The 23,519-nt window shown below is 69.3% G+C and carries 27 protein-coding genes; 20 read left to right on the top strand and 7 right to left on the bottom strand.

All coding sequences use genetic code 11. From position 1 onward, the window contains the following. Positions 1-21: 21 nt before the first annotated feature. The gene (hflX, locus tag IE069_RS08990) at positions 22-1,647 is read left to right on the top strand and encodes a GTPase HflX (protein WP_189349810.1); all 1,626 of its coding nucleotides are present in this window, start codon (positions 22-24) and stop codon (positions 1,645-1,647) included. Next, on the top strand, positions 1,640-3,649 hold the full coding sequence (locus IE069_RS08985) for an ATP-dependent DNA helicase (protein WP_189349809.1): 2,010 nt from the start codon (positions 1,640-1,642) through the stop codon (positions 3,647-3,649). The genes hflX and IE069_RS08985 overlap by 8 nt, the downstream gene beginning before the upstream one ends. A 71-nt stretch (positions 3,650-3,720) precedes the next feature. Here IE069_RS08985 and lexA read toward each other — a convergent pair whose 3' ends face one another. Continuing rightward, entirely contained in the window at positions 3,721-4,434 is a 714-nt protein-coding gene (gene lexA / locus IE069_RS08980; RefSeq protein WP_189349808.1) for a transcriptional repressor LexA, read from the bottom strand. 305 nt (positions 4,435-4,739) lie between these two features. On the opposite strand from lexA, the gene IE069_RS08975 reads away from it, so the two are divergent. The 7 genes from IE069_RS08975 to IE069_RS08945 all read left to right on the top strand — a co-directional run bounded on the left by IE069_RS08975 (position 4,740) and on the right by IE069_RS08945 (position 9,522). Beyond that, the gene (locus tag IE069_RS08975; RefSeq protein ID WP_229791045.1) at positions 4,740-5,126 is read left to right on the top strand and encodes a LysM peptidoglycan-binding domain-containing protein; all 387 of its coding nucleotides are present in this window, start codon (positions 4,740-4,742) and stop codon (positions 5,124-5,126) included. 78 nt (positions 5,127-5,204) lie between these two features. After that, positions 5,205-6,320 (top strand): histidinol-phosphate transaminase, encoded by a 1,116-nt coding sequence (locus tag IE069_RS08970; protein ID WP_189349807.1) that lies wholly within the window; start codon positions 5,205-5,207, stop codon positions 6,318-6,320. A 97-nt stretch (positions 6,321-6,417) separates the two neighbouring features. Continuing rightward, complete coding sequence (gene hisB / locus IE069_RS08965; RefSeq protein ID WP_189349806.1) at positions 6,418-7,038, top strand: imidazoleglycerol-phosphate dehydratase HisB; 621 nt, start codon at positions 6,418-6,420, stop codon at positions 7,036-7,038. Position 7,039: 1 nt separating this feature from the next. Then, a complete protein-coding gene (gene hisH, locus IE069_RS08960; protein ID WP_189349805.1) occupies positions 7,040-7,675 on the top strand; it encodes an imidazole glycerol phosphate synthase subunit HisH in 636 nt (211 codons plus the stop codon). Then, entirely contained in the window at positions 7,675-7,827 is a 153-nt protein-coding gene (locus IE069_RS08955) for a CG2302 family histidine operon protein (protein ID WP_189349804.1), read from the top strand. The genes hisH and IE069_RS08955 overlap by 1 nt, the downstream gene beginning before the upstream one ends. A 32-nt stretch (positions 7,828-7,859) precedes the next feature. Beyond that, positions 7,860-8,594, top strand: a complete 735-nt coding sequence (gene priA, locus IE069_RS08950; RefSeq protein ID WP_189349803.1) for a bifunctional 1-(5-phosphoribosyl)-5-((5-phosphoribosylamino)methylideneamino)imidazole-4-carboxamide isomerase/phosphoribosylanthranilate isomerase PriA — start codon at positions 7,860-7,862, stop codon at positions 8,592-8,594. 7 nt (positions 8,595-8,601) lie between these two features. Further along, positions 8,602-9,522: an SseB family protein gene (locus IE069_RS08945; protein ID WP_189349802.1), complete on the top strand. Its 921-nt coding sequence runs from the start codon at positions 8,602-8,604 to the stop codon at positions 9,520-9,522. A 72-nt stretch (positions 9,523-9,594) separates the two neighbouring features. Here the strand turns inward: IE069_RS08945 and IE069_RS08940 are convergent, their stop codons facing one another. Continuing rightward, a complete protein-coding gene (locus tag IE069_RS08940; RefSeq protein WP_189349801.1) occupies positions 9,595-9,978 on the bottom strand; it encodes a DUF1844 domain-containing protein in 384 nt (127 codons plus the stop codon). Between the two features lie 342 nt (positions 9,979-10,320). Between IE069_RS08940 and infC the strand changes: the two genes are divergently transcribed. The 6 genes from infC to IE069_RS08910 all read left to right on the top strand — a co-directional run bounded on the left by infC (position 10,321) and on the right by IE069_RS08910 (position 14,623). Continuing rightward, entirely contained in the window at positions 10,321-10,962 is a 642-nt protein-coding gene (gene infC / locus IE069_RS08935) for a translation initiation factor IF-3 (RefSeq protein ID WP_229791044.1), read from the top strand. 211 nt (positions 10,963-11,173) lie between these two features. Next, positions 11,174-11,368 (top strand): 50S ribosomal protein L35, encoded by a 195-nt coding sequence (rpmI, locus tag IE069_RS08930; protein ID WP_189349800.1) that lies wholly within the window; start codon positions 11,174-11,176, stop codon positions 11,366-11,368. A gap of 91 nt (positions 11,369-11,459) precedes the next feature. Next, positions 11,460-12,128, top strand: a complete 669-nt coding sequence (gene rplT, locus IE069_RS08925; protein WP_189349799.1) for a 50S ribosomal protein L20, sunset domain variant — start codon at positions 11,460-11,462, stop codon at positions 12,126-12,128. A 123-nt stretch (positions 12,129-12,251) separates the two neighbouring features. Then, on the top strand, positions 12,252-13,163 hold the full coding sequence (locus IE069_RS08920; protein WP_189349798.1) for a TrmH family RNA methyltransferase: 912 nt from the start codon (positions 12,252-12,254) through the stop codon (positions 13,161-13,163). A 66-nt stretch (positions 13,164-13,229) separates the two neighbouring features. Further along, on the top strand, positions 13,230-14,183 hold the full coding sequence (locus tag IE069_RS08915; protein WP_189349797.1) for a cation diffusion facilitator family transporter: 954 nt from the start codon (positions 13,230-13,232) through the stop codon (positions 14,181-14,183). Between the two features lie 11 nt (positions 14,184-14,194). Next, positions 14,195-14,623 carry a (deoxy)nucleoside triphosphate pyrophosphohydrolase gene (locus IE069_RS08910; RefSeq protein WP_189349796.1) on the top strand — a complete coding sequence of 143 codons (429 nt, stop codon included), beginning with the start codon at positions 14,195-14,197 and terminating at the stop codon, positions 14,621-14,623. On the opposite strand, the gene IE069_RS08905 is transcribed toward IE069_RS08910, so the two are convergent. Next, on the bottom strand, positions 14,620-15,765 hold the full coding sequence (locus IE069_RS08905) for an Rv2578c family radical SAM protein (RefSeq protein ID WP_189349795.1): 1,146 nt from the start codon (positions 15,763-15,765) through the stop codon (positions 14,620-14,622). The genes IE069_RS08910 and IE069_RS08905 overlap by 4 nt on opposite strands. Before the next feature lie 81 nt (positions 15,766-15,846). Between IE069_RS08905 and IE069_RS08900 the strand changes: the two genes are divergently transcribed. Then, positions 15,847-16,479: a pyroglutamyl-peptidase I gene (locus IE069_RS08900; RefSeq protein WP_189349794.1), complete on the top strand. Its 633-nt coding sequence runs from the start codon at positions 15,847-15,849 to the stop codon at positions 16,477-16,479. Here the strand turns inward: IE069_RS08900 and IE069_RS08895 are convergent. Then, positions 16,476-16,940, bottom strand: coding sequence for a hypothetical protein (locus IE069_RS08895; RefSeq protein WP_189349793.1), 465 nt, complete (start codon positions 16,938-16,940; stop codon positions 16,476-16,478). The genes IE069_RS08900 and IE069_RS08895 overlap by 4 nt on opposite strands. Before the next feature lie 171 nt (positions 16,941-17,111). Between IE069_RS08895 and pheS the strand changes: the two genes are divergently transcribed. Continuing rightward, positions 17,112-18,221, top strand: coding sequence for a phenylalanine--tRNA ligase subunit alpha (gene pheS / locus IE069_RS08890; protein ID WP_189349792.1), 1,110 nt, complete (start codon positions 17,112-17,114; stop codon positions 18,219-18,221). Between the two features lie 3 nt (positions 18,222-18,224). After that, positions 18,225-20,768, top strand: a complete 2,544-nt coding sequence (pheT, locus tag IE069_RS08885; protein WP_189349791.1) for a phenylalanine--tRNA ligase subunit beta — start codon at positions 18,225-18,227, stop codon at positions 20,766-20,768. A gap of 85 nt (positions 20,769-20,853) precedes the next feature. Here the strand turns inward: pheT and IE069_RS08880 are convergent, their stop codons facing one another. Beyond that, positions 20,854-21,264, bottom strand: coding sequence for a hypothetical protein (locus IE069_RS08880; protein ID WP_189349790.1), 411 nt, complete (start codon positions 21,262-21,264; stop codon positions 20,854-20,856). Between the two features lie 94 nt (positions 21,265-21,358). Here IE069_RS08880 and IE069_RS08875 point away from each other — a divergent pair, with 94 nt between their 5' ends. Then, complete coding sequence (locus IE069_RS08875) at positions 21,359-21,982, top strand: MerR family transcriptional regulator (RefSeq protein ID WP_189349789.1); 624 nt, start codon at positions 21,359-21,361, stop codon at positions 21,980-21,982. A 9-nt stretch (positions 21,983-21,991) separates the two neighbouring features. Then, a complete protein-coding gene (locus IE069_RS08870) occupies positions 21,992-22,462 on the top strand; it encodes an aminoacyl-tRNA deacylase (protein ID WP_189349788.1) in 471 nt (156 codons plus the stop codon). Positions 22,463-22,468: 6 nt separating this feature from the next. Here IE069_RS08870 and IE069_RS08865 read toward each other — a convergent pair whose 3' ends face one another. Then, complete coding sequence (locus IE069_RS08865; protein WP_189349787.1) at positions 22,469-23,302, bottom strand: hypothetical protein; 834 nt, start codon at positions 23,300-23,302, stop codon at positions 22,469-22,471. Continuing rightward, on the bottom strand, positions 23,299-23,517 hold the full coding sequence (locus tag IE069_RS08860) for a hypothetical protein (protein ID WP_189349786.1): 219 nt from the start codon (positions 23,515-23,517) through the stop codon (positions 23,299-23,301). Before IE069_RS08860 ends, IE069_RS08865 begins: the two co-directional genes overlap by 4 nt. Between the last annotated feature and the right edge of the window lie 2 nt (positions 23,518-23,519).

Here is a 23,519-nt window from a genome sequence, read left to right as displayed (position 1 = left end):
ACCAGTCTTTGCAAAGGAACTATGACCCAGCATCACAAAAACCACTCCGCTGACGACTCCGGCAACGAGCATGAGCAGACGTCGCCGGCCGCTCAGGCGGCCGACGCCGAGATCCAGTCCGTGATCGACCGGATCCTCGCCGCTGACAATGCAACCAGCGGGTCCACGCAGTCGTCCGACACGGGTCGGTCGATGACCGGACGCGCCCGTGAGCTGTCCGACCTCGGGAACGAGCACGGCCAGCACGACGGCGAGCAGCAGGATCTCGCGGACCGCCGCGCGCTGCGGCGCGTATCCGGGCTGTCGACGGAGCTCGAGGACGTGACCGAGGTCGAGTACCGTCAGCTCCGCCTCGAGCGCGTCGTTCTCGCGGGCATCTGGAGCGACGGCACAGCCGACGACGCGGAGAACTCTCTGCGCGAACTGGCGGCCCTCGCCGAGACCGCGGGCTCCGAGGTCCTCGACGGGCTGATCCAGCGTCGGATGAAGCCAGACCCGGGCACATTCCTGGGCTCCGGCAAGGCCGAGGAACTGCGGGACATCGTCGCCGCCACCGGTGCGGATACCGTCGTGATCGATTCCGAGCTCGCCCCGTCCCAGCGCAGGGCCCTCGAGGACATCGTGAAGGTCAAGGTCATCGACCGCACGGCGTTGATCCTCGACATCTTCGCCCAGCACGCCAAGAGCCGTGAGGGTAAAGCGCAGGTCGAACTGGCACAACTCGAGTACTTGTTGCCGCGACTGCGCGGTTGGGGAGAGTCGCTCTCGCGTCAGGCCGGCGGCCGGGTAGGTGCCGCCGGCGGCGGCATCGGTTCGCGCGGTCCGGGCGAGACCAAGATCGAGCTCGATCGTCGCCGCATCCGCAGCCGGATGTCCAAGCTGCGGCGCGAGATCTCCGCCATGAAACCGGCGCGCGAGGCGAAGCGGGCGAACCGCAAGCGCAACACCGTCCCGTCCGTCGCCATCGCCGGCTACACCAACGCCGGGAAGTCGTCGTTGCTCAACCGCGTGACGAAGGCCGGCGTCCTCGTCGAGAACGCGCTGTTCGCGACGCTGGACCCGACCATCCGCAAAGCGGAGACTCCCGACGGCGTCGGATTCACGATCGCCGACACGGTGGGCTTCGTCCGCTCCCTGCCGACGCAGCTGGTGGAAGCGTTCCGGTCCACCCTCGAGGAGGTCGCCGACGCAGATCTCATCCTGCACGTCGTCGATGTCTCGCACCCCGACCCGGAAGGTCAGATCCGGGCCGTGCGCGAGGTTCTGCGCGACGTCGATGCCCACGAGATCCCCGAGATCATCGTCCTCAACAAGGCGGACGCGGCGGATCCGTTCGTCATCGAGCGCCTGCGGCAGCGCGAGCCGCGGACGGCAGTCGTCTCGGCCCGCACCGGTGCCGGCATCGACGAGTTGATGGAGCAGGTTTCCGCCGCCATCCCGCGCCCCGACGTGCTGATGGACATCCTCGTTCCGTATCAGCGCGGCGATGTCGTCAGCCGCCTGCACGAGAACGACGCCGAGATCCTGACGACGGAGCACGTCGCGGACGGCACGCGGATGCGGGTGCAGGTCCGGGAGTCGTTGAAGCCGGAACTGGAGGAGTTCCTGTTGGACGGCAACGACGACGAAGCGCCGCAGGATGTCTGAGGGCGCGGAGGTTCTCGAACTGCTGGAGACGGCAGTGACGCGCATGGGTGGTACCAGCCGGGTCGGCCAGCAGGAGATGACGAAGCACGTCGCCGAGTCGCTAGGCAGCGGCCGGCATCTTCTGGTCCAGGCCGGCACCGGCACCGGCAAGTCGTTGGCCTATCTGGTGCCGGCACTGGCCCATGCCGTCGATTCGGACAAGCCGGTGGTGGTCTCGACGGCGACTCTGGCCCTGCAGTCGCAGATCGTCAGCAGGGACGTACCGCGCCTGCTGGAGCACCTCGCCGATGACCTCCCGCGGCCGATGGACGTCGCCATCGCGAAGGGCCGCGGCAACTACGTCTGCAAGTACAAGCTCGGTGGAGGCTACCCGGACGACGATGAGGGCGCGCTGTTCTCGCTCACAGCGGACGGCGCCTCCCGTCAGCAGGCGTCGGCCGGTCCGTCGTCGCCGCTGGGACGAGACGTCGTCCGGCTCCGCGAATGGGCCGAGGAGACGGACACCGGTGATCGGGATGATCTCCGTCCCGGCGTCAGCGATCTGGCATGGCGGCAGGTGTCGGTCAGCGCCCGCGACTGCCTCGGCGCCCAGAAGTGCCCGATGGCGGAAGAGTGCTTCAGCGAGATGGCCAGGGCGCGTGCGGCCGAATCCGATGTCGTGATCACGAATCACGCCATGCTCGCAGTCTCGGCATTCGAGGGGCTCGCGGTACTGCCCGACTTCGACACGGTCATCATCGACGAAGCGCACGAGCTCCAGGACCGGGTGACGGGGTCGGTGACCCGTGACCTGTCGGCGGCCATGGTCATGACCGCGGCCAGCGCCGCCCGGAAGCACTGCCGAGTGAACGTGGACCAGCTCACGCAGGCGGCCAAGGCACTCGAGAAGGCGATGACGGGGGTCCCGGCGGGACTCATGCCCAAGGGGCTGAACGAGGCCCAGACGCTGGCCGTCTCCGAAGTAGCCGACGCGGCGCGCGTGGCGATGTCCGACTCGAAGCCCGAGCCGAACGAACCCGTCGACGGGGCACGTCAGATGGCTCGTTCCCAGTTGTCCTACCTCGTCGAAATGGGCGACAGGCTCAAAGAGGCCACGGATGAGCGGGAAGTGGTCTGGGCGTCGCGCCCCGGTGGGTTCGTCCCGGGGCAGGGGTACGTCCAACCGGACGACTCGACCCCGGCGAACCTCTACGTTGCCCCGCTGTCCGTGGCTGGAAAGCTCCGCGAGGGTCTCTTCGACGGCCGGACCGTCGTGCTGACTTCGGCAACCCTCGCCATCGGGGCGGCATTCGAGCACGTGGCGGGGGACCTCGGCCTGCTCGGGGACGGGGCACCGTCGTGGGAGGGCATCGATGTGGGAAGTCCGTTCGACTACCCGAAACAGGGGATGCTCTACGTCGCCAAGCATCTGCCGAAGCCCGGACGCCAGGTTTCCGCAGAAGCCCTCGACGAGATCGCCGACCTGATCCACGCATCCGGAGGCGGCGCGCTGGTGCTCTTCTCGTCGAAACGGGCGGCCGAGGACGCCGCCGAGGCGCTCCGGCCACGCCTGAGCGAGACGATCCTGTGCCAGGGCGAGTCCGGGATGAGCGCCCTGGTCGAGCAGTTCGCCGAAGAGCCGGACACCTGCCTGTTCGGGACGATGACGTTGTGGCAGGGTGTCGACGTTCCAGGGCGGTCGTGCCGGCTCGTCATTATCGACCGCATCCCGTTCCCGCGGCCGGACGACCCCTTGTCGACGGCGCGCAGTCGCGACGTCGCGCAACGTGGCGGCAACGGGTTCATGTCCGTGTCCGCCAGTCATGCCGCGGTACGGCTCGCGCAGGGCGCCGGCCGACTCATCCGCTCCACTGCCGACCGTGGCGTCGTCGCGATCCTGGACTCACGATTGGCCACGGAACGCTACGGAGGCTACCTGCGGGCGTCCCTGCCGGCGATGTGGCCGACGGTCGACAAGTCGACGGTTCGGAGCGCTCTCAAGCGCCTGTCCGAAGACAACTGACCCGCGGATACATCGAAGGGCACCTACCGAGCCGGTAGGTGCCCTTTCTCGTAGCTGGCCGTGCGCGGAGTCTAGAGCGAGCGCATGACGGAGACGACCTTGCCCATGACCGTGGCCTCGTCGCCGAGGATCGGCTCGTACTGCCGGTTCTGGGGCAGCAGCCACGTGTGTCCGTCACGTTGACGGAAGGTCTTGACGGTCGCCTCGTCTTCCAGGAGGGCGGCCACGATGTCGCCGTTCTCGGCGTCGTTCTGACGGCGGACGACGACCCAGTCGCCATCGCAGATGGCGGCTTCGACCATCGAGTCGCCGCTGACTTTGAGCATGAAGAGCTCGCCCTGGCCGACAAGCTGCCGGGGGAGGGGCATCATGTCCTCCACGGTCTGGTCCGCGAGGATCGGGCCGCCGGCCGCGATGCGCCCCACCAGCGGGACCATGGCCGTGTCGACAGCGCTCGTCAGCTCCGCTACGGGCAATCCGCTGACGGACTTCACGTCATCCCCCGATGCCGAGGAATTCTCCTCGGACAGCGTGAGCGGCTTGAGGATCTCCATCGCCCGCGGACGGCGCGGATCGCGGCGGATGTAGCCGAGCTTCTCGAGCTGGGAGAGCTGGTGCGTCACACTCGACAGGCTGGCGAGTCCGACCGTATCGCCGATCTCCCGCATGGACGGCGGGTAGCCGTGGGCGGCGATCGACCGCTGGATCGTCTCCAGAATCTTGCGCTGACGCAGCGTCAGACTCTTGCGCTGGCGGCGGGGTTTGGGGGACTCGCTCGAAGCCATGGCCACACATCCTTGCTACGCGTTCCGGCACCCCGGCGGATTCGAACCCAAAATGCGGGTGCCGGATGGTGCAGTAATTCCTGCGAACTACATGGTTCCACTCTAGTGGAGCCGACAGCGGCATTCAAAGATTTGTTCGAACGTGTCTCGACAACGATCGCTCAAGGATGCTAGACATAGACAAGCAGGATTCGAAGATCTGTTCTAGTTCGATATTCGAACTTGAGTCCGCACTTCGAATACGCGGTCCCGCTGGGCGGGATTCGCGGTATGGAACCCATCGCATCAGGAAGAAAGGCAAGACCGTGGCACCCATCGCACTCGCAACCGAACAGCCCGTCGCCTCCATCGAACCCATCGCGACGCCGATGCCACCTCGCCCGGGGCGCCTCCGCTTGACGCAGCGCGGGCGATTCGTCTTCATCGGGCTGCCGCTGATGATCGGAGCTGCACTCCTCGTCCTCCTGGCCGGTCTCCTGAGCTCTCCGGCCAACGCAGCCGGCAGCCAGGACGTCTCGTCGCCTGCAGTGGAGGCGGTGACAGTGCTGGACGGGGACAGTCTCTGGGGATTGGCGCAGGAGTTCGCACCCGAGCGGGACCCGCGCATCGTCATCACGGAGATCGTCGAGCTGAACAACCTCGACGAGCAGATCGTCCAGGCCGGCCAAGAGGTCTTCGTCCCGGTCGGTTGACCGACCGGTGCGGCCGGATTGTTACTCCGGCCAGCCCTGCATTCTGAACTCGGACTCCACACGACCTAAACTGGGTCGGTGAGTGATGTTCTAGAGCGACTGTCGAAACTACCGCTGCGAGAGAACCTGCGGGGCCTGCAGCCCTACGGCGCGCCCCAGCTCGACGTTCCCATCCAGTTGAACGTCAATGAGAACACCCATCCACTGCCCGCGGAAGTCAGCCGGGCCATCGCCGACGAGGTCTTCGCAGCGGCCCAGCTGCTGAACCGGTATCCGGACCGCGAGTTCGTCGAGCTTCGTACACGCCTCGCCGAGTATCTCGGCCACGGTGTGAACCCCGGGCAGGTGTGGGCCGCGAACGGATCCAACGAAGTGCTTCAGCAGATTCTGCAGGCCTTCGGCGGGCCGGGCCGATCCCTCCTGAGTTTCCCGCCGACGTACTCCATGTATCCGCTGCTGGCCAGCGGTACCGATACGACGTACATCGCCGGAGAGCGCGGCGCCGGATTCGAGCTCACCCCCGAGTCCGCGGCGGCGCAGGTCCGCGAACACCGGCCGAACATCGTCTTCCTCTGCTCGCCCAACAACCCCACCGGGACGGCCCTGGGCCAGGACGTCGTGACGGCCGTCTACGAAGCGGGAGAGGATGCGCAGACCGTCGTGGTCGTCGACGAGGCCTACTCCGAATTCCGCCACGCGGGGACACCTTCCGCGCTCGAGCTCCTCCCGGGGCGGTCGCGACTGATCGTCAGCAGGACGATGAGCAAGGCGTTCTCGCTGGCCGGAGCCCGCCTCGGGTACCTTGCCGCGGCGGAAGAAGTCACGGCCGCCCTGCGACTCGTCCGACTGCCGTACCACCTCTCGGCCGTGACCCAGGCGACCGCGAATGCGGCGTTGAAGCACGTCGGTGCCCTCCTGGCCAACGTCGAGGACATCAAAGTGCAGCGGGACCGGATCGTCGACGAGCTCACGCGGATGGGGCTCGAGCCGGCCGCCAGCGACTCCAACTTCGTCTTCTTCGGTGGCCTCCGGACGCCCTCGAAGGTCTGGAGCCGTCTTGTCGAGAAGGGGATCCTGGTCCGCGACGTCGGAATCAGCGGCCACTTGCGCGTCACGGCCGGTACCGAGGCCGAGACCTCGGCATTCCTCGAGGCGCTCGAAGACCTGCTGGTGGAGGACCGGGCCCAGCGCTGATTTGCCTCAGAGCGATAACGGACGGCCGCGCGCCGTCCGATCGCTAAACTAGACCTGCAGCCCGCAGGCTGCCGCCCCAAACGTCGAAGGACAGAGAATGCCCGCAGAACTGCTTTCGGGCCGTCGTGCCCGCATGGAACGGAAGACCAGCGAATCGTCGGTCATGGTCGAATTGGACCTCGACGGCACCGGAGCGGCCGCGATCAACACGACGGTCCCGTTCTACGACCACATGCTGACCGCGCTCGCCCGCCACTCCATGATCGACATCACCGTCGAAGCCTCCGGCGATACGCACATCGACGTCCACCACACCGTGGAGGACGTAGCCATCACCCTCGGCGAGGTTCTTCGCGTGGCACTCGGGAACAAGGCCGGGATCCGGCGGTTCGGCCAGGCCACTATTCCTCTCGACGAGGCGCTGGCACACGCCGTCGTGGATGTCTCGGGGCGGCCCTACCTCGTGCACGGCGGAGAGCCGGACGGTCAGGAGTACCACCTCATCGGCGGGCACTTCACAGGTTCGCTCACGCGTCACATCTTCGAAGCCCTGACCCTGCACGCCCAGATCTGCCTGCACATGCGCGTACTCGGCGGACGGGACCCGCACCACATCGTGGAGGCCCAGTTCAAGGCTCTGGCCCGGGCCCTGCGCGAGGCCGTCGAGCCCGACGCCCGACTCGGCGGGGAGATCCCGTCGACCAAGGGCGCGCTCTAGGATGGGCGCGCCCAGGGTCGCCGTCCTCGACTACGGCTCCGGAAACGTCCGCTCGGCCGTGCGCGCGCTGGAACGCGTCGGCGCGGATGTCACACTGACGCGGGATCCGAAGCTGGTGTCCGAAGCCGAGGGGCTCGTGGTTCCGGGCGTCGGGGCGTTCGCCGCGGTCATGAAGGCGCTGAAGGACGTCGGGGCGGTCCACCAGATCGGGCGGCGCGTCGCGGGCGGGCGGCCCGTCCTCGGTATCTGCGTCGGGCACCAGGTCTTCTTCGAGGAGGGTGTGGAGCACGGGGTGCGTACCGAAGGCATCGGCGAATGGCCGGGCACGGTCGAGCGGCTCGATGCTCCGGTCGTCCCCCACATGGGGTGGAACACGATCGATGCCCCGGAAGACAGCGTCCTCTTCGACGGTCTCCACGACGAGCGTTTCTACTTCGTGCACTCCTACGGGGTCCAGAAGTGGGAATTCGAGGTCCTCCAGCCCCGGATGAAACCGCCGAAGGTGACGTGGTCGACCCACGGCGCCCCTTTCATCGCCGGGGTCGAGAACGGGCCGCTTTCGGCCGTCCAGTTCCACCCGGAGAAGTCGGGTGACGCCGGCGCCCAGCTGCTCCAGAACTGGCTGGGCACTCTCTGATGTGGTCCATCCTCCTGATGGCGCTCGGCGGCCTGCTCGCCGGTGGCGCCCTCTCCCTGCGCCAGCAGCGCGCGCACAAGTCGTGGATCGTCACGGCCTGGGTGCTGGCGGCGCTGTCCCTGCTGGCTGCGTACGTGCTGACGCTGCGCTGATTCCACCGTTTCTCTCCACCTAAGGAACTCTTATGAGCACTGACATTCTCGAACTGCTCCCCGCCGTCGATGTTGCCGACGGCCAGGCGGTCCGCCTGGTCCAGGGCGAAGCCGGGAGCGAGACCGGCTACGGCGACCCGCTGGAGGCGGCGATGGCATGGCAGGAGGCCGGCGCCGAGTGGATCCACCTCGTGGACCTCGATGCCGCGTTCGGCCGCGGGCACAACACGGAGATCCTCCGCCGCGTGGCCGACGAGATGTCGATCAAGGTGGAGCTCTCCGGCGGCATCCGCGACAACGAGTCGCTGGAGCGTGCGCTGGAGTTCGGCGCGACCCGGGTGAATCTCGGGACGGCCGCTCTGGAGAACCCGGAGTGGACCGCCGAGGTGATCGAACGCCACGGCGACCAGATCGCCGTCGGTCTCGATGTGCGCGGCACGACCCTCGCGGCCCGCGGGTGGACGAAGGAGGGCGGCAACCTGTGGGACGTGCTCGCCCGGCTCGAAGACGCCGGCTGCGCGCGCTACGTCGTCACGGACGTGACCAAGGACGGTACGCTCCGCGGACCGAACGTCGAGCTCCTCAAGGAGCTGTGCGAGCGCACGGACAAGCCCGTCGTCGCCTCCGGCGGCATCTCGAGCCTCGACGACCTCAGGGTGCTCCGCGACCTGGTGCCGCTGGGTGTCGAGGGCGCCATCATGGGCAAGGCCCTCTACGCGGGCAAGTTCACCCTGCCCCAGGCGCTCGACGTGGCCGGCCGTCGTTAGGGATCCCGTGACGCACGACGACGCAGCCCGCCACCCGCACGGGGCCTCACCGGCAGGCCCCGGCGGACCGGCTGCGGGCGGGCGGCACCTGCCGGGTCATATCGAAGCCGCGCTCCAGCGAGCCGGCACCGCCGCGGACTCTGCTGGCCAGACCTGGGAGGGGCGCGACCTCTCGGGCGAGGGGAACCCGCTGCACAACTTCGACCAGGACGACGGTCTCGCCGATCCGGGCTACACCGCGGCCATGGACGGGCTGCGCCGCGGGAGCGGCTCGGAGGAGGACGTGATCGCGGCCCTGGCGACCGCACGCGTCTTCGTGCCGGTGATCGCCACCCTGGGCGAAGACGGCATCGGCGAGCACGGGTTCACGGAGGACAAGGAGGCCGACATGGCCCTCGTGACCATCAAGGCGCCGGACGGCCGCAGCGCCCTGCCCGTCTTCACCTCCGTAGCAGCCCTCCAGGACTGGCACCCGGAGGCCCGTCCCGTGGCGGTCTACGCGCCGCGCGCCGCGCTCTCTGCCGTGGACGAGAAATCCCAGTTGCTGGTGGTCGACCCGGGCGCCGAGGTGACCTTCGTGGTGCGGCGCCCGGCGATGTGGGCGCTCGCCCAGCAGCGCGACTGGACCCCGAGCTACCGGGACGAATCGCTGGTCGGTCTGCTGCGGGACCTGTCGGTCGCCGAACCGGCGGTCCGTCGCATGGCTTTGTCGGCGGGCAGCGGTGTCGCATGCCGTGACCGGTCGGGGCACGTCGTCCCCGGCGGAGGCCACGGGCCCGAGCTCCGCCTCACCGTCACCTTCGGCGCGGACATCGACCCTGCCGAGGCCAAGGCCGTCGTCGGGCGGTTGCAGGCCGGCCTCTCGTCGACGAAGGAGTTCGCGGAGGCAGTGGACTCCCTGGAGATGCGCCTGAGCGCGGAAGCCTAGGCTGGAACATGGAAAAGCCCGCGGGGCCGCCGGACGGCGGCCTCACGGGCTTCTTCGTCGGGTTCGGGCGGGTCAGGAAACCGGGCCGGTGAACTTCTCGCCGGGGCCCTTGCCGGGGGCATCCTGGATGATCGAGGCCTCGCGGAAGGCCAGCTGCAGCGAGCGCAGCCCATCGCGCAGGGGTGCGGCGTGCTGGGATCCGATCTCCGGGGCGCCCGCCGTGATGAGGCCGGCCAGGGCCGTGATCAGCTTGCGGGCCTCGTCCAGATCCTTCAGTTCCTCGGCGTCCGGGCCGTCGGCGAGCCCGCACTTGACGGCGGCGGCGCTCATGAGGTGGACGGCGGCCGTCGTGATGACCTCGACGGCCGGGACCTCGGCGATGTCGCGGACCGCGGCGTCGTCAGTCATGGAGTAGTGCTGTGATTCGGCTGCCGGATTGGTTTCGGAGGTGCTCATACTGCTAAGCTTTTCACAGACCGACTTGAATCCTGCATTCGAGGCTGCGTGAGGTGCGTCAATGAACACGGCGCCCCCGTCGTCTGGACTGTAGGATTCGAGCTTGCAAGTGGAGGCCAAACTCCCACCCGCCGTAGCCGATTCAGGCTGCCGGGTCGTTCGGGGACAGTCGCTCAGGTGGCTCGTCCGTCTGCTCCGCAAGGAGCGGCAACGAATTTTCTGGCCTCCGCCTGCACTCGCAGACGGGGGCCTTTTCCGTATGCGGGTGGTGATCCGTACAAGAACTAGCAGGAGCGACACATCAGCGATCCACGCATTAACGAGCGAATCCGCGTCCCAGAGGTGCGGTTGGTTGGACCCAACGGCGAACAGGTCGGCGTAGTCCCGACCGAAGATGCTTTGCGTCTTGCAAGCGAAGCAGATCTGGACCTCGTTGAGGTTGCCCCGAATGCCAAGCCGCCGGTGTGCAAGCTGATGGACTTCGGCAAGTTCAAGTACGAGGCCGCCGTCAAGGCTCGTGAATCCAGGAAGAACCAGACCAACACGGTTCTCAAGGAAGTTCGCTTCCGCCTGAAGATCGACAAGCACGACTACGAGACCAAGACCGGACACGCGCTCCGTTTCCTCGGAGCCGGCGACAAGGTCAAGGCCATCATTCAGTTCCGCGGTCGCGAGCAGCAGCGTCCCGAGTTGGGCATCCGCCTCCTCGAGAAGTTCGCCGAGGACGTCGCCGAAGTCGGCATCGTCGAATCGTCTCCGCGCATCGATGGTCGCAACATGGTGATGGTCATCGGTCCGACGAAGACGAAGGCGGAGGCCAAGGCCGATGCCCGTCGCGCCCAGAAGGACCAGACCCGCAGCCGCGGCAACAAGCAGCGGGTCGAAACCGATGGCGAGTCAGCAGAGCTGAACCAGTCACTCGCGGACAACCTGTCCGACGAGGAGAAGGCGAAGCTCGAACAGGTCAAGGGCTCCGACGACTAGGCAGATAGCCTGGCCGGCCAGCCCGGTGGCCTCGCGGCCGAGCGGCCGGGTCACCAGCCGGACCCGTCGTGTTCCGGCACGATGAACAAGCAGTTTCACTCAGAGCGGTCTGTCCGCTCGGCGAGTGCGCAGACCCTGGAGGCATCCACCTCGGATGCCCGAGAAGATCCCCGGCCCTCGGGTACGGGAGCACGTAAGGAGAACGGCGGATATGCCGAAGTTCAAGACTCACAGTGGCGCCAAGAAGCGCTTCAAGCTCACCGGTAGCGGCAAGCTCAAGCGCCAGCAGGCCAACCGCCGCCACTACCTGGAGCACAAGTCGTCGAAGCTGACCCGCCGTCTGGCGAGCGACCAGCTGGTCGCCAAGGCCGACGTGAAGACCATCAAGCGGATGCTGGGCCTCTAAGGTCCCCCCTCGGGTCATCTGACGAATTAGACACCGTTCCTACGCCGGCGCACGCCGAAGACGCGGGAACACAACATAAAGGAGTACACACGTGGCACGTGTGAAGCGGGCGGTCAACGCCCACAAGAAGCGCCGGGTCGTTCTCGAGCGGGCCAAGGGCTACCGCGGTCAGCGTTCGCGTCTCTACCGCAAGGCCAAGGAGCAGCTGCTCCACTCGTTCGTCTACAGCTACGGCGACCGGCGCAAGCGCAAGGGCGACTTCCGCCGCCTGTGGATCCAGCGCATCAACGCTGCATCCCGCGCCAACGGCCTGACCTACAACCGTCTGATCCAGGGCCTGAAGGCCGCTGAGGTCGAGGTCGACCGTCGCATGCTGGCCGAGCTGGCCGTTTCCGACGCCAACGCCTTCGCGGCGCTGGTCAAGGTCGCCAAGGGCGCCCTGCCGGCCGACGTGAACGCTCCGGCTGCCAAGGCTGCTCCGGCTGCCAAGGCTGCTCCGGCCGCCAAGGCTCCGAAGGCCGCCGCCAAGACCGCTCCGGCCGCCGAAGCCGCTGCGGCTGACGGCTCCGTCAAGGCGGTCGACGGCGAGGATGCTCCGGAAGGCTTCGTCATCAAGGGCAACCAGTCGAAGAAGTACCACGTTCCGGGCTCGACCTGGTACGAGCAGACCACCCCTGAGTGGTGGTTCGACTCGATCGACGCAGCCAAGGCCGCCGGCTTCGAGCCGGCTGGTGGCGAGGCTCGCCAGCAGATCAAGTAGCAGGCTTCTGCCTGTTCGCCCTCGATGAGGGCGGCGCGGGGACGGGATCACATTGATCCCGTCCCCTTTTCGCGTCCAGGCCAGCACGGCGCAACACGCCCGACCCCAGCGGAAGATAAAGTCATGCACATGAGAGATGCCCCTACGGATCAGCCGATCATGGCCAACCCCCGCGCCGAACGCGTCAAGGACGTCGCCCGCTTGGGGACCCGGAGCGGCCGGAACAAGGCCGGGCAGTTCCTGGCGGAGGGGCCGCAGGCCGTGCGCGAGGCGACCAGGCTCCACGCGGAACGCACCGCCCAGGGCGGCGACGGCGTCGTTCGCTGGATCTTCGCGACGCCGGAGGCAGCCGAGAGGTACCCCGACCTCGTCGCCGGGTCGAGCGGAACGGAGGTCCGACTCGCCGAGCCGGCGGTGATCGCAGCCATGGCCGACACCGTCACTCCGCAGGGGATCATCGCGGTCTGCCAGCAGACAACCGTCGCGCTGGAGGAGATCATCGCCGCCGGCCCCCGCCTCGTCGCCGTGCTCTGCCGCGTCCAGGATCCGGGCAACGCCGGCACCATCCTGCGCGCGGCCGACGCCGCGGGAGCCGACGCCGTCGTCACGACGAGCGGCAGCGTGGACCTCTTCAACCCCAAAGCCGTGCGATCCACCGTGGGCTCGATCTTCCACCTCCCTCTGGCCGCAGGGGTCGAGTTCGCCGAGCTCGTCGAGGCCCTCCGTGCCGCGGGCATCGGCATCCTCGCGGCGGACGGCTACGGCGACGCCGACCTGGACGAGCTCCAGGACGGGGCCGCCGCGCATCGGCTCGGCGACGGCGCGGGGGAGGACCCGCTGTTGGCGCGTCCCAGCGCGTGGCTTTTCGGCAACGAGGCCGCGGGGCTCGACGCGTCGGAGCTGGGCGCGGCAGACGAGCGCGTCGCGGTCCCGCTCTACGGTGTGGCCGAATCCCTGAACGTCGGCACCGCCGCCACTGTCTGCCTGTACGCCTCCGCTCGTGCCCAACGCCCGAAAGCCTCCGGGCACGACTAAGCTGATCCAGGACGCGGCCCGCCGGGCCCGACCCGACAACGCGAAATCCGAGCGAAAGGACCGACCATGGCAGCATCCGGTGGCACCAAGGCGGTGGTCGCGGCACTCATCGCCAACCTCACCATCGCCGTCTTCAAATTCATCGGCTGGGCTCTGACACAGTCGTCCTCGATGCTCGCCGAGGCCATCCACTCGGTGGCGGACTCCGGCAACCAGGTGCTGCTGCTCGTCGGCGGCAGGGCGGCCAAGAAGCAGGCGAGTCCCGAGCACCCGTTCGGCTACGGCCGCGAACGGTACATCTACGCGTTCATCGTCTCGATCGTCCTCTTCAGCGTGGGCGGCCTCTTCGCCCTCTACGAGGCGTGGCACAAGTTCCAGGACCCCCACGGCATCGAGGGGCCGTGGTGGTGGGTACCCGTCGCCGTGCTCGTCGGGGCGATCATCGCGGAGTCCTTCTCCTTCCGCACCGCCGTCATCGAATCCAACCGGGTCCGCGGGAAGAAGAGCTGGACGCAGTTCGTGCGCCGTGCGAAGTCACCTGAACTACCGGTGATCCTCCTCGAAGATCTCGGGGCGCTGCTGGGACTGGTCCTCGCGCTCATCGGCGTCGTGCTGACGCTGGTGACCGGAAACGGCATGTGGGATGCGGCCGGAACCGCAAGCATCGGCGTGCTGCTGGTCGTCATCGCGGTCGTTCTGGCGATCGAGACCCGCTCGCTCCTTTTGGGCGAGTCGGCGACGAAGGAGCACGCCGCCGGGATCGAGCAGGCCATCACGGCAGACGGAACCCGCATCATCCACCTCAAGACACTGCACCTGGGCCCGGAGGAGCTGCTGGTCGCTGCCAAGATCACCGTCGACAAGAATGCGACGGGTGCGGAGATCGCGGCCGTCATCGACGATGCCGAGCAGCGCATCCGCGCTGCCGTCCCGATCGCGGAGGTCATCTACCTCGAACCGGATGTCCACCGCGCCGCCCGCGAAACCGTGGAACCGTCCGAGCAGCCGGTCGCGGAGTGAATGCGTCCCGGTTGCCGTTGAAGCAGATCGTCGGGGCGGCCATCGTCGACGACCTCGAGAATCCGGGCCTCCTCCTGGCCGCCCGACGGACCCGGCCCGAGGAATTTGCGGGACTCTGGGAATTCCCGGGAGGGAAGGTGGACCCCGGCGAGGCCTGCGAAACGGCACTGGTCCGCGAACTGAACGAGGAGCTGGGAATCGAGTCGACGCTCGGCACCGAGGTGTCCGGGCCGATCGAGCAGGGCTGGAAGCTCGCGGGGCCGGCCGCCATGCGGGTGTGGTTCGCCCGCATCGACGCCGGTTTCCCGCTCCCGCTGGAGGACCACGACCTGCTGCGGTGGATCCCCCTCGAAGGGGCGTCGTCGGCACTCGACTGGATCCCGGCGGACCTGCCGATCGTCGATGCCGTCACCGCTGCGGCGCAGTCCCAGCATTCCTAGAAGAGAGCATCCTGGGCCGAGTCGCGCTGCCGCCCGTCCGGAGCAGGCGGCGTGGTGCCCTGGCGCCCCTCCCGGCCGGGGCGGCGCAGCTCCCACGCGGCAGATCCCAGCCGGTGCTCTCGGCGCAGGCCCGCGACCTGCTGCTCCAACCACCGCCGGTACTCCCGGGAGGCGACCGAGCTGCGCCGGTAGAGGCCCTGATAGCGCGGCACCAGCTGGGGATGGTTCCGGCTCAGCCACGCCATGAACCATTCGCGGGCCCCGGGCCGCAGGTGCAGCGGGCCGACCGTGAGGTCGTTCGCCCCCGCACGGCTGACGCGCGAGAAGAGCGCACCGAGGGCTTCGTCGGAGTCGCTGAGCCACGGCAGGATCGGCATCGCCATCACCGAGCAGTCGATGCCCGAGCCGGCGAGCCGCTCCAGCAGTCGGAACCGGGCGGTCGGCGAGGGGGTGCCCGGCTCGATGCTCGCGCTGAGCTGGTCGTTGGTCATCGCGATCGACAGGCCGACGCCGACGGGGACGAGGGTCGCGGCCCAGGCCAGGAGGTCGGCGTCCCTGGCGAGCAGCGTGCCCTTGGTCAGGATCGAGAACGGTGTGCCCGACTCGGCGAGGGTGCGGATGATCTCCGGCATGAGCCGGTAGCGGCCCTCGGCGCGCTGGTAGGGGTCGGTGTTGGTCCCGAGGGCGACATGCTCCCGATTCCAGGAGGGGCGGCCCAGCTCGGCACGGAGCACGTCGGCGACGTTGCGCTTGACGACGACCTGGGAGTCGAAGTCCTGCCCGTAGTCGAAGTCCAGGTAGGTGTGGGTTTTGCGGGCGAAGCAGTAGACGCACGCGTGTGTGCAGCCGCGGTACGGGTTGACCGTCCACGAGAACGGCATGTTCGACGCCGGCGGGACCTTGTTCAGGGCGCTTTTGGCGACGACTTCGTGGAACACGATGCCGTCAAAGTCGGGTGTGCGCACGGAGCGCATCAGCCCCGGAAGCTCGATGAGGGACTCGCTGGTGTGCGGATGCGGGACACCGGCCTGCGACGGAGCGGACTCGTCCGCCCCGCCAGCACGGGCCTTGGGGGACACCCGGCCGGTGTCCGCATCCGGCTGTCCGGCTTGGGGCCGGATCAGCTGAGCTTCCCATCTCACGCATTCATTAGAACACAGCTTCGAAGAGGTTGTCCAGAGGCTCGCCCCGTTCGAAGTCGCAGTCGGGGCTAGGATGGCGCCATGATCCTGTTGACGGGCTTCGAGCCATTCGGCGGCGCGGACGCCAACCCCTCGATCGACGCAGCCCGGCTCGCCGCGGCCGATCTGGTGCGCGCCGGCGTGGATGCCGCCGCCGTGGAGTTGCCGTGCGTGTTCGGCCGGCGGGCCGGATCGGCGGGCGCGGTCCTCGAGGACGCGCTGGCGGCGCACCGCCCCGACGTCGTCATCGCGACCGGGCTGGCGGGCAACCGAAATCGCCTCTCGCTCGAGCGTGTCGCCATCAACGTGATGGATGCGCGGATCGCCGACAATGCGGGCGAGCAGCCGGTCGACGTCCCCGTTCGCGCGGACGGGCCGGCCGCGTACTTCACGACCCTGCCGGTCAAGCGCGCACGCGCCCGGCTCGAGGCGTCCGGATTCCCGGCCGAGGTCTCGCAGACCGCAGGGACGTACGTCTGCAACTCCGTGTTCTACGAGCTCATGCACCAGCTCGCCGGCGTCCCCGGCGCCCGGGCCGGCTTCGTGCACGTCCCGCCCGCCGCGGGGCAGTGGTCGGTGCCGCGCATCGGCCGGGCCCTCGGCGTCGTCGCCGGCTGCGCTGCCGGGCCGGACGGCGGGCACGACGACGTCGCGCCGGCAGGTGCCGAGTCCTAGCGGGCGAGCCGCTTCCGGAGGCCGCGGACCGCGGCCGCGAAACGCGGGGCCGCCGGTCGTGGCGGGCGCTCGGTGTAGCCGCCGAGGACCAGGCCGGCACGGCGTTCGAAGACGTTCCGCGACGCGGGGTCCCCGGTCCTGGCCAGCGACCAGGCGGCGGCGGCGAAGTACAGCGGCAGGAACGGCAGGCCCAGGCAGAGGGCGTACTGCGTCGCGTGCGCCGACTCGTGCGCCATGAGCGACGGGATCCCCGCCGGCCGGCCGAGTCGCGGGCGGAGGAAGACGACCGAGCCGACCGTGAACGCGTCGGCGGCGGGGAGCCGCCAACGGTAGCCGGTGGCGACCCGGAGGCGCCCGGCGAACGGCCCGACCCGGCACCCGGCGGTCCGGGCGAGCAGGAGGCCGGCCGGGGTCGTGAGATTCACCCAGTTGGCAGTGCTGCGGATCGCCGTCCAGTCCATGGCGTCAGCTTACCGCCGGTCGTGGCCGGCAGGAGGAGGCCGTACGGCATTCCGCGGGGGCCTCGGGGCCGGCGGGCGCGGCAACAGGATGCGCGGGGCGCGGGCCATCTGAACTAGACTCGGAGCTGAACAACTGCACCCGAATCACACCGAAAAGGGCCGTATCCACCCATGTCTGACGCAACGTCGGCGCTGTCCGACGCCTTAGAAACCGACTCAGGCGCGACCGAGCCGGAGACCCCGGCCGTCCCGCACCCCACCGACGAGGCAGCCGTGTCCGCCGCCGTCGAGGCGGCCCTGGCCGCCTTCGAGGCCGCCGGCGACCTGGCCGCGCTCAAGGCCGCGCGCCTGGCCCACACGAGCGACAAGTCCCCGCTCGCCCTGGCGAACCGGCAGATCGGGCAGCTCGACAAGACCGACAAGGCCACCGCCGGCAAGCTCGTCGGAAGCGCGCGCGGACGCGTCAACAAGGCGCTCGCGGCCCGCACGGCCGTGTTGGAAGAGGAGGAGGCGGCCCGCATCCTCGTGGAGGAGACGGTCGATGTCACGGCGGCGCCGCGCCGTCGTCGTGCCGGGGCCCGCCACCCGCTCTCGATCCTGCAGGACCGCGTGTCCGACATCTTCGTCGGCATGGGCTGGGAGATCGCGGAGGGGCCCGAGGTCGAGTCCGAGTGGTTCAACTTCGACGCACTGAACTTCGCACCCGACCACCCGGCCCGCGAAATGCAGGACACGTTCTTCGTCGAGCCGTCCGAGGCGCACCTCGTCCTGCGCACCCACACCTCGCCGGTCCAGGTGCGCTCGCTGCTCGAGCGCGACCTGCCGGTCTACGTGCTGTGCCCGGGGCGGACGTTCCGCACCGACGAGCTCGACGCGACCCACACGCCCGTGTTCCACCAGTTCGAGGGCCTCGCCGTCGACAAGGGTCTGACCATGGCGGACCTGCGCGGAACGCTCGAGCACTTCGCGCGCCAGATGTTCGGTGCCGAGGCCCGGATCCGCCTGCGCCCCGCGTACTTCCCGTTCACCGAGCCGAGCGCCGAGCTCGACATCTGGCACCCGGGTGCCAAGGGCGGCCCGCGCTGGATCGAATGGGGCGGCTGCGGCATGGTCAACCCCAACGTGCTCCGCGCCGCCGGGATCGACCCCGAGCAGTACTCCGGATTCGCGTTCGGCATGGGTGTGGAGCGCACCCTGATGTTCCGCAACGACGTCGACGACATGCACGACATGATCGAGGGCGACGTCCGCTTCAGCCAGCACTTCGGGATGGAGATCTAAGACATGCGTATTCCGCTTTCATGGCTGCGCGAGTTCGCGCAGGTACCGGCCGACGCCACGGCCGAGGACATCATGGCCGACCTTGTGAAGGTCGGCCTGGAGGAAGAGGACGTCCACCGTCCCGCGGACGAGCTGACGGGCCCGATCGTCGTCGGGCAGGTCCTCTCCCTCGAGAAGGAGCCGCAGAAGAACGGCAAGACGATCAACTGGTGCCAGGTCCGCGTGGTGCCGGAGGGCGCCGAGCAGACGCTGACCGGCGACGGCATCGACCCGTCCGGCGTGCAGGGGATCGTCTGCGGCGCCCACAACTTCGGCGTCGGGGACAAGGTCGTCGTGACCCTGCCCGGCGCCGTGCTGCCCGGGGACTTCCGCATCAGCCCGCGCAAGACCTACGGCCACGTCTCCGCCGGCATGATCGCCTCTGTGCGCGAGCTCGGCCTGGGCGAAGACCACGAGGGCATCATGGTCCTGTCCGACTTCGGCCTCGACGCCGAGCTCGGCGCCGACGTGTTCGAGCTGTTCGCGCTCAACGACGAGGCCGCCGAGATCAACGTGACCCCGGACCGCGGCTACTGCTTCTCGATCCGTGGCGTCGCCCGCGAATACGCCCTCTCGACGGGCACCGCGTTCGTCGACCCGGTCTCGCGCGTTTCCGTAGCCGAGCCCACCGGCGAGGGCTACCCCGTGCGCCTCGAGGACCAGGCGCCGATCTACGGCACCGACGGCTGCGACCGCTTCGTCGCCCGCACGGTGCGCGGCGTCGATCCCACGCGTCCGACGCCGCCGTGGATGGCCTCGCGCCTGCGCCTGGCCGGCATGCGCTCTATCTCCCTGGTCGTCGACATCTCCAACTACGTCATGCTCGAGCTCGGCCAGCCGCTGCACTTCTACGACGCCGACAAGCTGCGCGGCCCGATCGTCGTGCGCCGCGCGAACCCAGGCGAGAAGCTCACGACCCTCGACGAGAAGACCCGCGAGCTCTCCGCCGAGGACCTGCTCATCACGGACGACCGCGGGCCGATCGGCCTCGCCGGCGTCATGGGCGGCGCGGAGACCGAGGTCGACGACGCCACGGCCGATGTCCTGATCGAGTCCGCCCACTTCGACGCGATCTCGATGGGCCGTACCCGCCGCCGCCACCGCCTGCCGTCGGAGGCGTCCAAGCGCAACGAGCGCGGTGTGGACTTCGCGCTCGCCGACGTCGCGGCGCAGCGCGCCATCGACCTGCTCCTCGAGCTCGCCGGCGGGACCGCCGAGACCACGGTGACGGACGTCCGCAAGGACCCCGACGCCGTCGTGATCGACCTGCCCGCGGGCTTCGCCTCGCGCCTCATCGGCGTCGACTACACCCGCGAGCAGGAGCTCGCCGCCCTCGACGGCGTCGGCGCGAGCGTCGAGGAGTACGACGGCGGCCTGCGGGTCACCGCGCCGACGTGGCGTCCCGATCTGGCCATCAAGGAGGACCTCGTCGAGGAGATCGCGCGCCTGGTCGGGTACGACCGGATCCCCGCGACCCTCCCGGTCGCGCCCCCCGGCCGCGGCCTCACGCGGGCCCAGCAGCAGCGCCGCCGCGTCCTGCAGGGGCTCGCCGACGCCGGCCTGACCGAGGTGCTCAACTACCCGTTCGTCTCCACCGCCCAGAACAACCGGTTCGGCACGGCGGTCGAGGGCGAGGAGGTGGCGGCCGTGAAGCTGGCCAACCCGATCTCCTCCGAGTTCGGGTTCCTGCGCCGCTCGCTGCTTCCGGGGCTGCTGGACGCGGCGCGCCGCAACCACGGCCGCGGCTTCCGCGACCTGGCCCTCTTCGAAGCCGGACTCGTGTTCGAGCCGGGCGAGCAGACCGGTTCGGCCGTGCTGCCGCCGCTGGGCGCCAAGCCGGCCGACGAGGTCCTCGACGAGCTCGACGCGGGCATCCCGGGCCAGCCGTGGCACATCGGCGGTGTGCTGCTCGGGCACGAGGCCGCGCCGGCCGCCGGGTACGCCCCGCGCGCCTGGGAGTGGTCGGACGCCCTCGACGCGGCACGCACGGTCGCGGACCTGCTCGGCGTCGATCTGGCGGTCGCGCAGGGGGCGCACCAGGCGTTCCACCCGGGCCGCACCGCGCAGCTGTCGCTGCGCTCGGGCGAGGTCGTCGGCTACGCCGGCGAGCTGCACCCGAAGCTGCTGTCGGAGCAGGACCTGCCGGAGCGCACTGCCGCCTTCGAACTGAACCTCGAGGAGATCATGGCCGCCGCGGCGGACGTGATCGTCTCGAAGCCGATCTCGACGTTCCCGGTGTCCACCCAGGACGTCGCGCTGGTCGTCGACGGCACCACGGTTGCCGCCGCAGTGCTCGAGACGCTCCGGGAGGGCGCCGGCGAGCTGCTCGAGGAGGTCGCGCTGTTCGACGTCTACTCGGGCCCCGGCATCGAGGACGGCAAGAAATCGCTGGCCTTCGGCCTGCGCTTCCGCGCCGCCGACCGCACGCTGACGGCCGACGAGGCCTCGGAGTCCCGCGCCGCCGCCGTGGCATTGGCCGCCGAGCGGCACGGGGCCGTGCAGCGGTAGGAGGGGATCCGGCGTCGTCCGACGGCGTTACGCACCACACGGGGCGGCGAGCACCGGCTCGCCGCCCCGTGCTCGGTTCGGCAGGTCAGGCCTGCCCCGCGGCGATGGCGCCGATGCCCGCGGCGAGCAGGCCGGCGGTGAGCACTGCGGCGCCGATCGGCACGAGGACCGCGGCGGGGCCCGGCTTCTGCGGATCCTCGCCCAGGACGCCGAGGAAGAAACCGGCAGGCATGAGGATGGCCGCCACCGGGACGCCGGACCGCGCCAGCCAGGTCGCCCACGCGGGCAGATCGAAGGCGTCGGTGTAGGGGAGGATGGCCAGCGCGAGGACGAGCAGGACGGCGGCGTGCGCGTGTCCGGCGCGGTACCAGTTCTTCTGGAGGTCGTTGCTGGGCTTGCCGCCTGTCGTGACGCGCAACAGGAAAGCACCGCCGGATTCGACCGTGATCAGGGCCAGCAGGAGGATGCCGGCCAGGGTGAGGGTTGCGGGTTCCATCGGTTGCCTTCCGTTCGCGGATGACGCTGACGTAGTGTTGGATACCTGTACTATCCAGAGTAGATAGTGAAGGTATCCAAGACAAGGGGTGTGAATGAGGATCTCGGGACTGGTCGAGCGCACCGGGGTTCCGCTGGCGACGGTCAAGTACTACCTGCGCGAGGGGCTGCTGCCGCCCGGGCGGGCCGTCGGGGCGAAGCTGTCGCTCTACGGCGAGGAGCATGTCAGGCGCCTCGCGCTCATCCGCGCCCTGCGGGACACCGCGAACCTGCCGCTGGCCCGTGTGCGCACCATCGTGGCGCTGATCGACGAGCCGGCGGACGATCTGCTCGAGTCGCTGGGGCGGGCGGTGGCCGCGCTGCCGCCGGCCGTCGCCGACGACCGTCAGGGGCCCTATCCCCGTGCCGAGGGCGTCGCCCGGGAGATCGGACCCGCCATCGACCCGGGATCCACCGCGATGGCCCAGCTCGAGGACGCCCTCGCGGCCGCGGAGTCGGTCGGTCTCGGGATCAGCGCCGAACGGGCGCGCCTCTACGCGCAGCACCTGCGCGCCATGGCGGAGTTCGACATCGCCCAGGTGCCGACGGGCGATCGCGGACGGGCCATCGAGTACTCGGTGCTGGGCACAGCGATCTACGAGCCCGTCATCGCCGCCATGCGCCGCCTGGCCCACCAGGACGTGGCGCGTTCCGCCCGCGACGACGCCGGGGACCGCTAGGCTGGCGACATGAGCGAACTCGATACCCCGGCGGTCGAGGCGGCCCGGGCGGCCGGCCTCGACTTCACCACCACGCAGCACGGCCGGGTGAACAGCCTCCAGGAGGCGGCCGCGGCCCGCGGAATTGAACCCCGGGACCTCATCAAGACGCTCGTGGTGCGTCGCGGCGAGGGCGATTATCTGCTGGTCCTCGTCCCCGGCGACCGCAAGTTCTCCTGGCCCAAGCTCCGCGCACTGCTCGGCACCAGCCGGCTCTCGATGCCGGACGCGGCCGAGGCCCAGCGCGTCACCGGGTACGAGCGCGGCACCATCACCCCGTTCGGGACGCTGGCCCCGCTGCCCGTGGTCGCGGATGGGAATGTCGCCGGCCGGACCATCTCCATCGGGGCCGGCGCGCACGGCGCCGGCATGACGGTCGCGGCGGACGACGTCGTCGCGCACTTCGGCGCGCAGGTCGCCGACATCTCCGAGGCCGAGTAGGCGACGCTACGGAGTCGTGGAGGCGGTCGTGGCCGGCCGGCCGCCCCACCAGCGGGCGACGCAGGCGTCGATCCGGTGGCCGGCCAGCGTACACAGCGGAACGAGCACGGCGGCGAGGCCTGCGGCGGCGACCCAGGAGAATTCGTAATAGACCGGCGTATCGTGCGAGGCGCCGTGGAGGTTCCACGCCGGCGTCGTCAGGTACGCCCAGAACTGTACCGGTGCGGAGAAACCGAACATGCCGATCGCGAGCCAGCTGCATCCCCAACTGAACGACCGCGTGAAGGCGACCACGACGAGCGCGAGCGAGGCCCACCCGCCCAGGCTGAAGAGGGTACTGGCCGGCTGCGGGCCGACGAACGGCTGCCAGAACCCGAACGTGTGCTCGCCGAGGAGCGGTGGTCGCCCGTCCGCGAGGCCCAGGGCGTTCGCGGCAACGGCCCAGGCGCCGGCGGCCATCAGGGCGGAGAGCGCGACGACCATGAGCCGCCGAGGCGTGTTGGCGTGCCAGCTCGATGCGATGGCGGCGAGCGGGATCGCGGCCACCAGAGGAAGCATGCCGAGCCCGAAGAGGCCCATCGACTCGGTCACCACGTGCCGGCTCGTGTCGGTCACGAGCACGTAGTTCAGTGCGCTGTCTTCGCGCATGACGCACAAGTTGTAGTTGCCCCATCCCATGGTGTCGAGGAACGCGGTGGAATTCGTGTCGCACGTGACCCAGCGATTCAACGCGGCCTCGGCCTGAAGCCAGGCGGCCGCTGCAAAGCACACGGAAGCGAGCGCCGCAACGGACACACGGGCCCGGAAGGACGCCGATCTGGTGGTGGCGTAGTGATTCAAGCGGGCCTCCTGCCTTGGAATTCTTCGCCCTCGCCGACCACGGCGGCGGCGGCGGGGCCGACGACCTGTTGGAACAACTTCTCTTCAGCTTGCGTGCAGGCATCTGGTTTGTCGATGGGCGAGCCGTCGGCGCGGAGCAGCACGGGGTCGTCATCGTCGTCGAGGACGGCGAAGCCGTGCAGCAGGAGGTCGATGAGGAGTTGATCTCCGGTCATGG

It is taken from the genome of Zhihengliuella salsuginis (assembly GCF_014651715.1).
Taxonomy (GTDB): domain Bacteria; phylum Actinomycetota; class Actinomycetes; order Actinomycetales; family Micrococcaceae; genus Zhihengliuella; species Zhihengliuella salsuginis.
The sequence above is the reverse complement of the archived record's forward strand: the minus strand, read 5'-3'. Positions and strand labels throughout refer to the sequence as shown.